Genomic DNA, 15,271 nt, shown 5'->3' with positions numbered 1-15,271 from the left:
CTTTTTGTTTTGATACTATATAAGGCTAATACAAAATATGGAAAAAACTATGTTAGCTTACTTAAAATTTCTTCTATTTCTTTTTTCTCTTTTAAATAATTATCCATACTTCCAAAATGATAAATTATTTCTTCCTCTGTATGTGGGATATCTAAATCAGGCTCACTAAAAACATCAATAGAATGAGTTCTAGTAAAACTTTTAGTTCTTATCACTTTCTTTCCATTTTGTGAGTTACGAGGATTTTTATAAACTTTAGTTTCAAAAAAATCTTCAATAATAATTTTATATAAAGAATTCAATTTATCTTCTATGGAAGTGTCTTTTACAAGGTTTCTTTTGAAATTAAAAATTTCATTTTCTAAAAAATCATCTGCTTTTATTAAATCTATTAATTCATTAAACTTTTCTTTGTTTGCTGAGGAATAAAAAGAAGAATTAGGTTTATTTGGTAGAAATAATACGGGGCTATTTTTAACTGTTATTTCCTCTATGTTATTCTCAACTTGACTTCTAAAATCATCTAATAGTTTATAAAGTTTTATTTTATCAGTTTCATTAGTAGAAGTTCTTGCTATTTGGATTGCATCTAAAAAATAAATACCTCTAGAATAAACTGTATTTTCAAAATATACTCTCTTATGATATAGATTGTAACAGAATTTAAGAACTTCAATCTCAAAAGCTCTATTCTTGTATGGTTTTATTTCTTCACCATTAATCATAGGGATAAAATCTCTAAATAACTCTTTTCTTATTTCAGAATAAAACTGATTGAAATTAGCTTGTAACCTTGCTTCAAAATACAATGTTTCATCATCTGGTTTTAAGTAGTTTTTATAGTAGTAAAATAAGGTTTTTTGAATATGATTTTCTTTAAAATGTAGCTTAATTTTAGCAATCATCTTTTCTAATCTACAATTTAAAAATTGATTGGTCAATGCTAAGTATGTGATACAAGCACTTATATCTTTTCCAAAAATTTTGAATTCTGATGCTAAATATTCATCACTTTGTTCAAGTAAAAACCTAGAAAAACTTGGATATGATAATGATGATAAATTAGTTCTATCACTGTTCTCTAAAAATAAAATTTCATTTTTTAAATCTTCAGTCATAAAACTATAAAACCTCCTTAATAAGTTTTTCTGTGAGTTAATATTATAATACTCCACTTTCTCTTTTACCTGCCTATTATTACTAATATCATCATAATTAACTTTAAATTCTAACTTCTGCTCTTCATTCATATTTGAGTTATCAAGAGAACTATAATCAAACATATCAGGTTTATATAATAGTATGTGTATCTCTCCTTTTTTTCTTTGCCTTGCTAAAGCTTGAATAATAGCGTTGATACCATCTGTAAATGTTCCAAAATGATTTTTATATGAGCCTTTAGAGTTAAATGAAGGTAAAATGATAATAAAAGCGTGATTATCTTTTTCTATACTAACTCCTGTGTTAAAGTTAGTACCTATGTTGCATTTTGAATTATCAAACCTTTTACCTGTTAAATTTCTATTAGGTCTTTGATTATTTACTAATTGCGAAACACACAAGTTTATTTCTCCAAACCTATCTTCTAATTTTTTACCTAAATCACTTTTAGCAATATCTTGAGATAACTTTTTTGAGTAGCACAAAATGTCAATACCTTTATTTTCGGCAAGTTTTTCTTCAACTATTTTAACTAGTTCAGGTGTGTCAGATTTAAAACTATTAGCTGGTGAAAAATGTAAGAAAAGTGAACTTTGCTTATCTCTAAATCTAGGTCTTTTAGATTCTATTATTTTTATCTTTCTATCTGTTAATTCTGCTAAATATTCTATGATGATTTTTGAAGCTTCATTGTGGGTAGCACTAATCACAAAATTTTTATGAATTACCTTTCTCCATTTCCAAAGATTAAAAATATATTCTTCTTTAAAATTCTGATAAGATGCGTGTATTTCATCATAGATAAAAACCACTTTTGTATCTGAACTTTCGCAATAGTTTGAAAGTGTGTTTAGGTAATTTCTCTTGTCGTTAGAATTTTTAAACCCATCTTCTCCAGGATTTCCTAATAATGTATTTACTGTAATTACATGTACTTTTTTATCTAGATATGTTTCATTAGAAGTGCCTATCTTTTCATAGTTATAAATCTGTTCAAGAGGTATACCTGCTTTATTATTTATATCAGTAATATACTGCTTTACCAAACTTACATAAGGTGAAGCTACCATTATTAAATATTTTTGTTCACTAGAATCATAATATTTTTTAATGGTTTTAATGATTGCAGTTGTCTTACCTTGCCCTACACCAGCGTTAATGATAACTGTATTTTTGTTTTTTAAGTCTGTTTCTAAAATAGGAAGTAAGCTATCACTTAAATATCCATGTTCATTAGGTTCAATAATTATTTTATCTCCATTATCTTCAATGATAAAAGCATCTTTTGTAGATGTAGTTCCATCAAGATTATAGGTTAGGGTAAAGTCTTCGGGGTTTATTTCTTTAAATTCAATAGGGTAATTATTGAAAGAAGAATTTTCTGAACTCATAGGAATAAAATTTGCGTCTAATGTATGAACAAAAAAGGACTAGATTTTAATCTTGTCCTAATTTTTGATTAAGTTTTGAAACCTCATCACTAATTTTCTTCTTTACAACTTTAGCATAATGCTCTTGTGTAATTGTAATCTTAGAATGCCCTAGAAGCTCCGATACTACTTCCATAGGTACTCCATTATATAGTAATACTGTAGAAGCAAAAGTTTTTCTACCAACATGATGAGTAAGATTTTTATTTATACCTATTATATCTGCTATTTCTTTTAGATAAGAATTAAATTTTTGATTAGATATTTTAGGTAATTTATTGTTGTATTTCAATAAGATGTCTCTTGGTTTAGGTAATAAAGGAATTGAAATTTTTGATTTTGTTTTCTTTCTATTCATTTCAATCCACTCATTACCATCAAAACCAACTTGAATATGTTTAGTGTTTAGTTCTGACATATCTGCATATGCTAGTCCTGTATAACAACAAAAGATAAATAGATCTTTGACTATAACTAATTTTTTTTGTCTTAATTGATGTGTTTCAATTAATTTTAATTCCTCCGAGGTTAAGAAAATAAGCTCTTTAGTAGTTCTTTTAGGTCTGTAGAATACAAAAGGGTCTTTGTCAATAAAACCTTCTAGAATAGCTAGTTTTATAATCTTACGGACTCTTTGAATGTGTTTGTTAATAGTGCTTTGACTTTGTCTTCTTTCAGTTTTTAAATAATAATCTAAATCTTCTAAAAAAATAAATTTGATATTTTGAAGGACCAAATCGTTTTTCTTGTATTTGTGCCTTATGAATTTTTTCATTAGCCTTTTACATTCTTCGAATTTTTTATAGGTTGATTCTACATAGTCTATGCCAATAGTTTTTTTAACTTTTGAATTATGGTAATCAAATACTTCAAGAAATGTTTTTTCAGATTTAATACTTTTTCCTTTGTGTTGTAAGTAGATGTCTTCAACATCAAACTCCTTTTCATTTACCTGTAAAAATAAAAAAGCCTGATTAATTTGTTGTTTAATCAGACTTAATTGGGTGTTGATAAAAGTATTGTCTTTACTAGGAGGTTTAGCTAGTTGTTCTTTGCTATTCCAATAGTCTGGATTTATAAAGAAACCTGTAGAGAATATTTTTCTTTTTTTGTTATAAGTTATCCTACATCTAATAGGACACTTATTTTTACTGTTAATTCTATTCTTTTGTAATAGGAATAGAATGGTTACCCTGTTGTTATTCATGTGTTTTGAGTTTTTTTGTATATGGTGTACCTAGTATGAAGTGATGGTGTACCCTAATGTGTACCTAATGGTGTACCAAAGAAATTTTTATGTAATCCTTTTTGTGTACCTAATTTTTAAGATGGTGTGCCAAAATGTGATTATTTTTCAGCAACCTTCAAATAAAGTAAAATAGAGTGGAGTCCTAGAAATTCCTGTAAAAAGAAAAAAGCTCCTCAAAAATTGAGAAGCTTTCGCGGTCTGGACGGGACTCGAACCCGCGACCCCATGCGTGACAGGCATGTATTCTAACCAGCTGAACTACCAGACCGTTGCTTGAAGCATTATGTTGTATGTTTTAGAGAAACTTTAGCGGTCTGGACGGGACTCGAACCCGCGACCCCATGCGTGACAGGCATGTATTCTAACCAGCTGAACTACCAGACCGTTGCTCTAAGCGGATGCAAATATATAACCTTTTTTTAAATAAAAAAGAGTTATTTATAAAAAATTATGTCTGCTGATAAGATAAGCGATAAGTACTTTATCATAACCTTCATTAATATCTACAGGTATGTAATCAATTTTATATTGTAAGCATTTGTTTTTTAGGTTTTTGAAAAAATCAGAACTCAATTCTTGATATTTTTGCTGTACATTTTCGGCGTATAAATTTATTTCTTCTCCAGTTTCAACATCTACAAATTTTTTTGGTGAGTTGTCAAAATCAAACAAAAATTCGGTCTTTTTATCGTGTGTATGAAACAACACTACCTCATGTTTGTTAAATTTTAGGTGTCGTAAAGCATCAAAAAGAGCTTCTTCATTTTTTGAAGTTTGAAACATATCGGTAAATAAGAAAATTATAGACCTTCTATGAATCTTTTCTGCTATTTCATGTAAATATTGATAGGTTTCTGTAGAAGAGGTAGAATTAGATAATAGTAACTGTTCTAATTGATGTAATAACATCTTACGATGACGCTCACTGCCTTTTTCAGGAGCATAATATTCGTAAGTGTCAGAATAAATACTTAACCCAACAGCATCACGTTGTCGTTTTAAAATATCCATTAAAGAAGCAGTAGCTACCGCTGAGAAACCAATCTTATTTAAACTATCTATTGATTGATTCTTACTAATAGGATAATGCATAGAAGCAGAATTGTCGATAATTAAATGACATCTAAGATTCGTTTCTTCTTCATATTTTTTGGTGTACAGCTTTTCGGTTTTAGCAAATAGCTTCCAATCTATATGGCGAGTACTTTCGCCTTTATTATAGAGTTTGTGTTCAGAAAATTCAACCGAAAACCCATGAAACGGACTTTTGTGCATTCCTGTAATAAAACCTTCTACTACTTGTTTGGCAAGTAGCTCAAGATTGTTAATTTTTGAAGCAGTACTGTTTAAATCAATCATACAGTACCAAAAATAAAAAAGGTTTAGCAATAGCCAAACCTTTTTTATGAGATGAATTGAGATACTTTTTATAAAGCAGCATCAATTTTATCTGTATAAGCTTTTTTAGGAGCAGCACCAACTTGCTTGTCTACAACTTCTCCGTTTTTGAAAATTAATACAGTTGGGATGTTTCTTACACCATACTTAGCAGCAAATTCTTGGTTTGCGTCTACGTCTACTTTACCAACAACAGCTTTTCCTTCATACTCGCTACTGATTTCATCAACGATAGGAGATACCATTCTACATGGTCCACACCAAGCTGCCCAAAAGTCTACTAATACTGGTTTGTCAGATTTTAATACTACTTCTTCGAAAGAAGCATCTGTAATTTCTAATGCCATTTTATATATGTTTTATCTAAGTTATTATCTTACTTTGTACACCACAAAAGTAAGCAAATATTTTTCCAATGCCATTTTATAAAAATTACTTTTTATTATCATAGTATCAATACTTTCTATTTTTTTATAGCTTAGTTTGTTTTTATGTGTGTAAAATAATCTATAACTTTGCACCAATATTTATTTGAGGAAAAATTTGACTGATTGCAACCTCAATGAACAATAGTTCAGAATAAAAATGCTAAAGCAGTAATTTTCTACTCCTTTTAGCGACTTAGCAATTCAAGTTTTTTCTTTTAATTAATTTAAAAAGAAGTTTTTATGTCATATTTTTTTACTTCGGAAAGTGTTTCTGAAGGACATCCAGATAAAGTAGCAGATCAAATTTCTGACGCTTTAATAGATAATTTTTTAGCATTTGACCCACAATCTAAGGTTGCTTGTGAAACTTTAGTAACTACAGGTCAGGTTGTATTGGCTGGAGAGGTAAAGTCATCAACCTATTTAGATGTTCAAAAAATAGCTCGTGAAGTAATCAATAAAATTGGTTATACTAAAGGAGAATACATGTTTGATGGAAATTCTTGTGGAGTTTTATCAGCAATTCATGAACAATCAGACGATATTAACCGTGGAGTAGATAGAGCTTCTAAGGAAGAGCAAGGAGCTGGTGACCAGGGAATGATGTTTGGGTATGCAACTAACGAAACTGAGCATTATATGCCATTAGCGTTAGATTTATCGCACATGATCTTAAAGGAATTAGCGGCTATTCGTAGAGAGGATAAAGAAATTACTTATTTACGTCCAGATGCTAAGAGTCAGGTAACTATTGAGTATTCTGATGATAATGTACCACAACGTATTGAAGCAATTGTTGTTTCTACACAGCACGATGATTTTGCTGATGACGAAACGATGTTAGCAAAAATTAGAAAAGATATTGTTGAGATTTTAATTCCTAGAGTTAAAGCACAATTAACTCCTGAAATTCAAGCGTTGTTTAATGATGATATTAAGTATCATATTAACCCAACGGGAAAGTTTGTAATTGGAGGACCTCACGGAGATACAGGATTGACAGGTCGTAAGATTATTGTTGATACGTACGGAGGAAAAGGAGCACATGGTGGTGGAGCATTTTCAGGAAAAGATCCAAGTAAGGTAGACCGTTCTGCAGCCTATGCAACACGTCATATTGCAAAGAATTTAGTAGCTGCTGGGGTTGCTGATGAGGTATTAGTTCAAGTATCATACGCAATTGGAGTAGTAGAGCCTATGGGTGTTTTTGTAGATACCTATGGAACTTCAAAAGTTGACTTAACCGATGGAGAGATCGCTCAAAAAGTTTCTGAAATTTTTGATATGCGTCCACACGCTATTGAAGATCGTTTAAAATTACGTAATCCAATATATAGCGAAACTGCTGCTTACGGACATATGGGACGTACAAATGAAGTAGTTTCTAAAACGTTTACACAACCTAATGGAGAAAGTATAACGCTAGATGTAGAGTTGTTTACTTGGGAAAAATTAGATTATGTATCTAAGGTAAAAGAAAGTTTCGGTTTGTAAGAACCGTCAACTATTAAAACTAAAAAACCTCGACATTGTCGAGGTTTTTTTATGATTATTTTATTTGAAATATAAAAGGGATTCTGGCTTGAATTCCTTCTAGGTTTTTCATTTTATGAATGTTGTTGTATAGCTGATAGTTTTCATCACCCATTGTTTCTTTTAAAATTTCTTCTTTAGAAGCTTTCATAAAAGGATTCATTTGTAAAGCATCCTTTAAATCAGTTTTGTAGTGAGGATAGTTACGAACTCTATAGTTTTCAACTTCTGCTAATTCAGCGGCAACTTTAATAGCGTCTTCTAACCCTCCTAATTGATCAACTAAACCTTTTTCAATAGCTTCTTTACCTGTCCAAACTCTACCTTGTGCAATTTCGTTTACTTGCTCAAAAGTCATATTACGTCCTGTAGAAACACGATTAACAAAAGTAGTGTAGATTTGCTCAACTCCTTCTTTGGTAACATCATAGAACTTCTGATTCATCGGCTCAAAAACACTGTAAGAAGCACTATTGTTAGTAGATACTTGTTCCGCATTGATGCCAATATTGTCGGCAAACTGACTAAAATTTGGAATCGCACCAAAAACACCAATTGATCCTGTAATGGTTGTTGGTTCAGCGATAATTTTATCAGCATTACAAGCAATATAATAACCACCTGAAGCAGCTAAGTTACCCATAGAAACGACTAGAGGTTTTTCTTTCTTAGTTAATTCTAGCTCACGCCAAATTAATTCAGAAGCTAAAGCACTACCACCAGGAGAATTTACGCGAAGAACGATAGCTTTTACATTATCATCTTTTCTAGCTTTTTTAATCGCTTTATTAATAATTCCTTGTCCGATATAATGCTCGTTTCCTTCTCCATACACAATATCACCTTGTGCATAAATCACAGCAATTTTATCTTTAGCAGTAGAAGAAATTCTTCCTTTTCCTGAGTTGATGTAATCTTCGATAGAAATAGTATTCACTTTTTCATCAGAACCTCCTGCTAGTTTTTCTTGGTATTCATCTTCATAGATAGAAGCATCAATAAGTTTGTTTTTTAAAGCTATTTCAGCATTTCTTCCGTTAGAATTATCAGCAATGTTATTTAATTCTTCAATTGAAATGTTTCTGCTATTACTAATATCTTCAGTGATTTCTGACCAAATTGATTTTAAGAAAGAGGTAGTTTGCTCGCGATTTGCATCACTCATTTTATTTTCTAAAAATGGTTCAACCGCACTTTTATATTTACCGTGACGAACTACTTCCATTTTAATACCGTATTTATCTTCAAAATCTTTGAAATATAAAATTTCAGTTGATAAACCTCTAAAATCGATAGCCCCAACTGGGTTTAAGAATAAACTATCGGCAACAGAGCTTAAGTAATAATTTTTTTGAGTATAAATGTCGTTGTATGCATATATGAATTTACCACTCTCTTTAAATTCTTCTAATTTATTTCTAATGGCTTGCGTTTGTGCAATACCAGCATTTATAAAGGTTGTTTTTATACTAATTCCTTTAATTTTATCATCAGTTTTAGCGTTTTCAATAGCGTTAATGATTTTATTTAAAGCTAATCTTTCCTCGTTTAATTCTAAGGCTTCAGCGATAGGGTTGTCTTCTTTAGGAGCATAATCTTTTATAGGTGTTGATAAATCTAATTCTAAAACAGAATTTGATTTAACCACAATTTGCTCTTCAGCACCAACAATAGTAGCGATAGCAAAAAAGAAAACAAATAGTAAAAAAAGGGCAATAAAAAAGCCAAGAACCGAGGCTAATAGATTTCTTAAAAATTTCATGTTATTGGGTTGATTTTTTGAGCAAATATACAGTTTTTACAAAGATGTTTTTTTGAGTAAAATTATCTATTAAATCGAGTTGATCCAGCTCCTAAACTCATCTTGTATTTACGTTGAGCAAACTCAAAATAATTGAATAATTTGTAGTTTACTTCGTAACCATAATCAATATGCGGACTGTAATCAATTACATTTTCATAAATATTAGGATTGAATTGTAGTGGATTTTGTGCTCGGTAATTCCATGTAATAACATACAAACGATTTTTATTTTCTAAGTACGTTTGCGAATAATAACCTTCTGGTTTGGCTATGCTATTTAAATAAGTAGTAAAACCAGGATCTATGATAATAATTTCGTATTCTAAACTGTCATTGGCAATAACAACAGGTTCTTCATTAGTATTTGAAGTGTTCTTTTGGGGAGAAGAACCACAAGCCCACAGCATAATTCCTATGATACTGAGAGCTAAAATATGTTGTAGTGTTTTCATAATTAATATGAGTTTGTTAACTATAAAATTGCAAAAATTATTCCGAAATTCATTGATTTTTAACTTGTTTAACAGTAATTTTCAGCATTAAATAAAAGATTATGAAGCAAAGATGTTTTTGGGTAGGAAATGACCCTTTGTATATAGAATACCACGATACAGAATGGGGAGTTCCTGTTTATGATGATGATAAATTGTTTGAGTTTTTAATTTTAGAAACCTTTCAAGCAGGATTGAGTTGGATAACTATTCTTAAAAAAAGAGAAAATTTTAGAAAAGCGTTAGATGATTTTAATTATCAGAAAATTGCAAAATATGGTGAAGAAAAGTATGAAGAGCTGTTACAAAATGAAGGAATTATTAGAAATAAGTTAAAGATAAAAGCTACCATTACCAACGCTCAATTATTTATGAAAGTGCAAGAAGAGTTTGGAACATTTTCTAAATATATTTGGAGTTTTGTTGATGGAGAGCCCATAAAAAATTCATTTGAAAAAAGAGAAGAAGTACCGGCAACAACAGCGCTTTCTGATGCAATTTCAAAAGATTTAAAAAAGCGTGGATTTAAATTTGTAGGATCCACAGTAATTTATGCTCATATGCAGGCTACGGGGATGGTAAACGACCATACAACAGACTGTTTTCGATACCATGAAGTTTAAATTTCGTAATTTTATCCTTCCAAAAAATAAACTAAATATTATTATAAATGAAACTAAAACAAATGCTTTGTGCAGTTGTTGCGGCTGGAGTATTAACTTCATGCGGAACAGAAGCCAAAAAAGAGCCTAAAGTAGCTGAAAAAAAAGCAAAAGAGTTTGAATATGTTGTTGAGCAATTTGCTGATATAAAAGTATTACGTTACCAAATTCCTGGTTTTGATGAGTTAACACTAAAAGAAAAAAAGTTAGTGTATTATTTAACGCAAGCTGGTTTGTCTGGTCGTGATATTATGTGGGATCAAAACTATCGTCATAATCTTGAAATTAGAGCAGCTTTAGAAAATATCAACAATAACTTTAAAGGTGATAAAGAGAGTGAAGAGTTTAAAGCATTTACAACGTACTTAAAACGTGTATGGTTTTCAAACGGAATTCACCACCACTATTCTAATGATAAGTTAAAACCAGAGTTTTCTAAAGAATATTTTGAATCATTATTAAAAGAAACTAACACTGAGTTGTCTACAGAAGCTTTAGGGGTTATTTTTAATGATAAAGATGCAAAAAAAGTAAACAAAAAAGCTGGAGTTGATAATGTATTGGCATCTGCTGTAAATTTCTACGGACCAGATATCACAAGTAAAGATGTGGAAGATTTTTATGCTAAAGCGGATAAAGGGCCAAAAGATCAACCAATTGAAGCAGGGTTAAACTCGAAATTAGTTCGTGAAGACGGAAAACTAGTTGAAAAAGTATGGAAGTCTGGTGGAATGTACGGTCAAGCTATCGATAAAATTATTTATTGGTTAGAAAAGGCTAAAGAAGTGGCAGAAAACGAAAAACAAGCAAAAACCTTAGAGTTGTTAATTAAATACTACAAAACAGGAGATTTACATACTTGGGATGAGTATGCTATTGCTTGGGTTGAATCTACCGAAGGAAATATTGATTGGATTAATGGTTTTATTGAAGTGTATAACGACCCTAAAGGGTACAGAGGTTCGTACGAAAACATCGTGCAAATCAAAGACTTTGATATGTCTAAAAAGATGAAGGTATTATCAGACAATGCACAATGGTTTGAGGATAATGCTCCGTTAGATCCAGCACATAAAAAAGAAAACGTAGTTGGGGTTTCTTACAAAACTGTAAACGTTGCAGGTGAGGCAGGAGATGCTTCTCCAAGTACACCTATCGGGGTGAATTTACCAAACAACAACTGGATTCGTCAACAACACGGTTCTAAATCAGTATCGTTAGGAAATATTATTGGTTCGTATAATAATGCTGGAGGAACAGGGCGTTTAAAAGAGTTTGCTAACGATCAAGAAGAAATCGATTTAGAAATTAAGTACGGTAAATTAGCTGATAAATTACACACAGCATTACACGAGGTAATCGGACATGCTTCAGGTGTAATTAACGACGGAGTTGGTCAACCAAAAGAGACGTTAAAGAATTATGCTTCTACAATGGAAGAAGGTAGAGCGGATTTAGTAGGATTGTACTATTTAATGGATCCTAAATTACAAGAATTAGGATTGGTTGATAATTGGCAAGAAATGGGTAAAGCTGCCTACGATGGGTACATCAGAAACGGATTAATGACACAGTTAATCAGAATCAATTTAGGAGATGATATTGAAGAAGATCATATGGTTAACCGTCAATGGGTATCAGCTTGGGCTTTTGAACAAGGAGCGAAAGATAATGTAATTGAAAAAGTTACTAGAGACGGTAAGACATATTATAACATCAATGATTATGATAAGCTTCGCGAAATTTTCGGACGTTTATTAAAAGAAACGCAAAGAATTAAATCCGAAGGAGATTTTGAAGCTGCAAAAGCATTAGTTGAAGGTTACGGAGTAAAAGTAGATCAAGAAATTCATAAAGAAGTTTTAAATCGTAACGCACAATTTACATCAGCTCCTTATAACGGATTTGTAAATCCAGTCTTAGAGCCAGTAATGGATGCTGAAGGAAATATTACCGATATTAAAATTACGCAACCAGAAACGTTTGAAGAGCAAATGAATTTCTACGCTAAAAACTATAATTTCTTACCGACAAAAAATTAAGAAGTTAAAAGCTAAATAATAAAAACCGATTCTGAAAAGAATCGGTTTTTTATTTTATAATGGAGCCTTAAAAGGTTGTGTTATTTTGTTAATAGTTTAGATAAAAACAATAGTGCAATTACTACTGCTATTCCTATAGCCACGTACAAAGCTCCGTTCTGGTAGTGCTTTTTGTTGTTTTTAGCATCTTTTTTATAGCTGAAATACATCAAAACGATAAAAGCTATTACAAATAAACTAGCAAAAATGATTCTGCCTGTAGTAAACATTTTAGCAGCAATAAGTATAAACATAAAATTGTATTTTTAGCAAAGTTAAAGAATGATTTTAGAATGAAAAAAACTAAAACAGCAATTATTTTTGCTGCTAGTTCAAGTGTCAGAAAAAGCAACATAAACTAATATAAAACAGATTAATTATAATGAAGAAAAGAATAGCAGCAGTACACGAATTTCATACCGCTTTCGGATTAGGAATTAACAACGAACCAACGGCAAATATTAGCGAGGAACGAAACCTACTTCGTTACAATTTAATGAAAGAAGAAAATGAAGAATACCTAGAAGCAGCGCAGAATAACGATTTGGTTGAGGTTGCTGATGCCTTAGGGGACATGCTGTATATTTTATGCGGAACTATTATCGAACACGGAATGCAACACAAAATTGAAGAAGTGTTTAATGAGATTCAACGAAGTAATATGAGTAAGTTAGGAGAAGATGGAAAGCCAATTTATCGTGAAGATGGCAAGGTGCTTAAAGGACCAAATTACTTCAAACCAAATATTAAAGAAATTTTAGATAAATAAAAAAGCTCCTCTTTTGAGGAGCTTTTTTTAATTTTGTTTTCTATGTTATTTGCCCATAATTCTTTCTAATTCTGATGTTAAGGTTTTAACATTATTAACCATTTTAATAATAATACCGTTAGAGTCAACAATTAAATGTGTAGGGTATTGCTTAACTTTTAGTTTTTTAGCCATGTAATCCTTTTGTTCAGGAATAGTAGGGTATTTAAACTCTTTAGTTTCTAAAAACTTAATTAATTCGTCTTTTTTATCAAAAGCTAAACTAACAAATTCAATCTTTTCATTTTTGTATTTGTCTACTAACTCATTTAATTCAGGGAATTCTTCTACACATACTTTACAGGTAATAAACCAACATTTAATGACTAATAACTTTCCTTTTGTGTCAGCTTTGTTATGTGCTTTTCCCGTTAAATCAACAAAATTATAATCTGGAAGTTTTTTTCCTTCCATTTTAAAATATTGATAGGCTATAGCAGCTTTACTAACAATAGATTTCTTTATTTTTTCGTCAGAAGTATCGTTGATGTTCGTAAGTTGATACTGTGTTTTTCCTTCATTTTCGTGTTTAACAGGAATGAAAGCACCAGTACGTAATAACGTTAAGAACATCCCTTTTTCAACAGCAGCTCCTTTTTCATCTAAAGGAGTATAGGTAGACATTAAATCAATATTGTCTTTTGTATAGGCTTCCCAATTATCAAAACTCTTTTGAATGTTGTTAGAGTCGTAAGAAGTTGAAGTATTTGTTTCAACTTCTACAGCTTCTCCTTCTCTCTCTTCATCATCTTCTTCTTTGTTTTCATGAGTATCCTCTTCAGGGATAGTTTCTTCAATAGAAGGGGTTGCCTCATTAATATCCGCGCTAATTTCTTGTTGCGTATCTTCAGTGTCAGTTGTTTCTTCCTCTTCAGGAAGTTGTGTTTCTTCTTGGGTGTCTACGGTTTCGTTTATAGCGAAAACAGGTTTACCCGATAGAGAGTTCGAGTAACTTTGTAAACCAAAAAAAGAAATAGCAAAACCAATTCCTATAGATAATAATGCTGGTACTATATTTCTCATTTTATTTAGATTTTTATATTCAAAATTGAATATTATCCACTAATATAACTTTTTTTAATGAAAAAACTAAATTTTTACTCTCCAGTTATGCTTGTCTTCCAGTTTGTTATATTGAATTCCTAGTAATTTCTCTTTGAAAAAAGCAGCGTATGAATCTTCCATATCTGGTAATTCAAAAGTTTCATCTTGATGTTTAAATCCTTTAATAGGGTTTATTACCGCAGCAGTACCAGAACCGAAAATTTCTTTCAATTCTCCTTTTCTTGCAGCTTCTTTTATCTCAGTAACTGATACTCTTCGTACTTCTACTTCAATATTATTGTCTTGAGCAAGTTGAATGATTGATTTACGGGTAACCCCATCTAAAATACGATCACTTGTTGGCGCAGTAACAAGTTTGTTTCCAATTCTAAAGAAAACGTTCATAGTACCTGCTTCTTCAAGATACTCGTGTGTATTAGCATCTGTCCAAACAATTTGCTGATATCCTTCTTTATGCGCTAAACTAGTTGGATAAAACTGTGCAGCGTAGTTACCTGCTGCTTTAGCAAATCCGACACCACCATCGGCAGAGCGACTATATTTTTCAGCAAAAAGAACACGAACTTCTCCAGCATAGTACGATTGTGCAGGTGAACAGATGATGATAAATTTATATTCTTCAGCAGGAGAAGCAGAAATAGCTCCTTCAGAAGCAATGATAAAAGGACGGATGTATAACGAGTTTCCAAATCCTTTTTTAATCCAAGCATCGTCAATCTCTAATAACTTTTTTAGCCCTTCCATAAAAACATTTTCAGGAACAGGAGGCATTGCTAAACGTTCTCCAGACATGTTAATTCTGTGAAAGTTTTCATCTGGACGAAATAAGAAAACGTCGTCATTATCATCTTTGTAAGCTTTCATTCCTTCAAAAACAGCTTGTCCGTAATGAAAAACTCTCGCCGAAGGTTCAAAAGTCATGGGTCCGTAAGGCATAATTTGAGGCGTTTTCCACTCACCATCTTTAAAATCACAAACTAACATATGGTCAGAAAAAATACGACCAAACGCCAAATTGTTAAAATCTACTGTATCTATTTTTGATTCTTGTATAAGCTCAATATCAATATTCATTGTGTTGTTGTTTTTAGAAGTGCCACGAAGATACAAAATCTAGCGGTATGTTTTAGGCGGGTATTGCTTGAAGAAATTATAAGTATA

General features: G+C 31.1%; 13 protein-coding genes and 2 tRNA genes. 4 read left to right on the top strand and 11 right to left on the bottom strand.

All coding sequences use genetic code 11. From position 1 onward, the window contains the following. Positions 1–47 precede the first annotated feature (47 nt). From ACR9ES_RS06255 to trxA, 6 genes are all read right to left on the bottom strand, one after another. Positions 48–2,552, bottom strand: a complete 2,505-nt coding sequence (locus ACR9ES_RS06255; protein ID WP_435255511.1) for a DEAD/DEAH box helicase family protein — start codon at positions 2,550–2,552, stop codon at positions 48–50. A gap of 46 nt (positions 2,553–2,598) precedes the next feature. Then, complete coding sequence (locus ACR9ES_RS06250; RefSeq protein WP_435255510.1) at positions 2,599–3,798, bottom strand: site-specific integrase; 1,200 nt, start codon at positions 3,796–3,798, stop codon at positions 2,599–2,601. Positions 3,799–4,034: 236 nt separating this feature from the next. Then, a tRNA-Asp gene (locus ACR9ES_RS06245) sits at positions 4,035–4,108 on the bottom strand. Positions 4,109–4,150: 42 nt separating this feature from the next. After that, positions 4,151–4,224 (bottom strand) — tRNA-Asp (locus tag ACR9ES_RS06240). 54 nt (positions 4,225–4,278) lie between these two features. Then, a complete protein-coding gene (locus tag ACR9ES_RS06235; RefSeq protein ID WP_435255509.1) occupies positions 4,279–5,199 on the bottom strand; it encodes a DUF58 domain-containing protein in 921 nt (306 codons plus the stop codon). Between the two features lie 68 nt (positions 5,200–5,267). Continuing rightward, positions 5,268–5,585 carry a thioredoxin gene (gene trxA, locus ACR9ES_RS06230; RefSeq protein WP_125068953.1) on the bottom strand — a complete coding sequence of 106 codons (318 nt, stop codon included), beginning with the start codon at positions 5,583–5,585 and terminating at the stop codon, positions 5,268–5,270. 321 nt (positions 5,586–5,906) lie between these two features. On the opposite strand from trxA, the gene metK reads away from it, so the two are divergent. Next, on the top strand, positions 5,907–7,160 hold the full coding sequence (gene metK, locus ACR9ES_RS06225) for a methionine adenosyltransferase (RefSeq protein WP_435255508.1): 1,254 nt from the start codon (positions 5,907–5,909) through the stop codon (positions 7,158–7,160). Between the two features lie 55 nt (positions 7,161–7,215). Here the strand turns inward: metK and sppA are convergent, their stop codons facing one another. Beyond that, entirely contained in the window at positions 7,216–8,961 is a 1,746-nt protein-coding gene (gene sppA / locus ACR9ES_RS06220) for a signal peptide peptidase SppA (RefSeq protein ID WP_435255507.1), read from the bottom strand. 62 nt (positions 8,962–9,023) lie between these two features. Further along, the gene (locus tag ACR9ES_RS06215) at positions 9,024–9,455 is read right to left on the bottom strand and encodes a DUF6146 family protein (RefSeq protein ID WP_435255506.1); all 432 of its coding nucleotides are present in this window, start codon (positions 9,453–9,455) and stop codon (positions 9,024–9,026) included. 101 nt (positions 9,456–9,556) lie between these two features. On the opposite strand from ACR9ES_RS06215, the gene ACR9ES_RS06210 reads away from it, so the two are divergent. After that, positions 9,557–10,117 carry a DNA-3-methyladenine glycosylase I gene (locus ACR9ES_RS06210; RefSeq protein WP_274634041.1) on the top strand — a complete coding sequence of 187 codons (561 nt, stop codon included), beginning with the start codon at positions 9,557–9,559 and terminating at the stop codon, positions 10,115–10,117. 47 nt (positions 10,118–10,164) lie between these two features. Next, positions 10,165–12,198, top strand: a complete 2,034-nt coding sequence (locus tag ACR9ES_RS06205) for a dipeptidyl-peptidase 3 family protein (RefSeq protein ID WP_435255505.1) — start codon at positions 10,165–10,167, stop codon at positions 12,196–12,198. A gap of 80 nt (positions 12,199–12,278) precedes the next feature. Here the strand turns inward: ACR9ES_RS06205 and ACR9ES_RS06200 are convergent, their stop codons facing one another. After that, positions 12,279–12,491, bottom strand: coding sequence for a hypothetical protein (locus ACR9ES_RS06200; RefSeq protein WP_231517319.1), 213 nt, complete (start codon positions 12,489–12,491; stop codon positions 12,279–12,281). 128 nt (positions 12,492–12,619) lie between these two features. On the opposite strand from ACR9ES_RS06200, the gene ACR9ES_RS06195 reads away from it, so the two are divergent. Next, a complete protein-coding gene (locus ACR9ES_RS06195) occupies positions 12,620–13,006 on the top strand; it encodes a hypothetical protein (RefSeq protein ID WP_435255504.1) in 387 nt (128 codons plus the stop codon). Positions 13,007–13,051: 45 nt separating this feature from the next. Here ACR9ES_RS06195 and ACR9ES_RS06190 read toward each other — a convergent pair whose 3' ends face one another. Together ACR9ES_RS06190 and ACR9ES_RS06185 are read right to left on the bottom strand one after the other, a co-directional pair. Beyond that, positions 13,052–14,068: a TlpA family protein disulfide reductase gene (locus tag ACR9ES_RS06190; RefSeq protein WP_435255503.1), complete on the bottom strand. Its 1,017-nt coding sequence runs from the start codon at positions 14,066–14,068 to the stop codon at positions 13,052–13,054. 66 nt (positions 14,069–14,134) lie between these two features. After that, positions 14,135–15,184, bottom strand: a complete 1,050-nt coding sequence (locus ACR9ES_RS06185; RefSeq protein WP_435255502.1) for a branched-chain amino acid aminotransferase — start codon at positions 15,182–15,184, stop codon at positions 14,135–14,137. Between the last annotated feature and the right edge of the window lie 87 nt (positions 15,185–15,271).

It is taken from the genome of Tenacibaculum sp. A30, from assembly GCF_051200845.1.
Lineage (GTDB): Bacteria > Bacteroidota > Bacteroidia > Flavobacteriales > Flavobacteriaceae > Polaribacter.
Note: the sequence above shows the minus strand (reverse complement) of the source record. Positions and strands in the feature narration are given on the sequence as shown.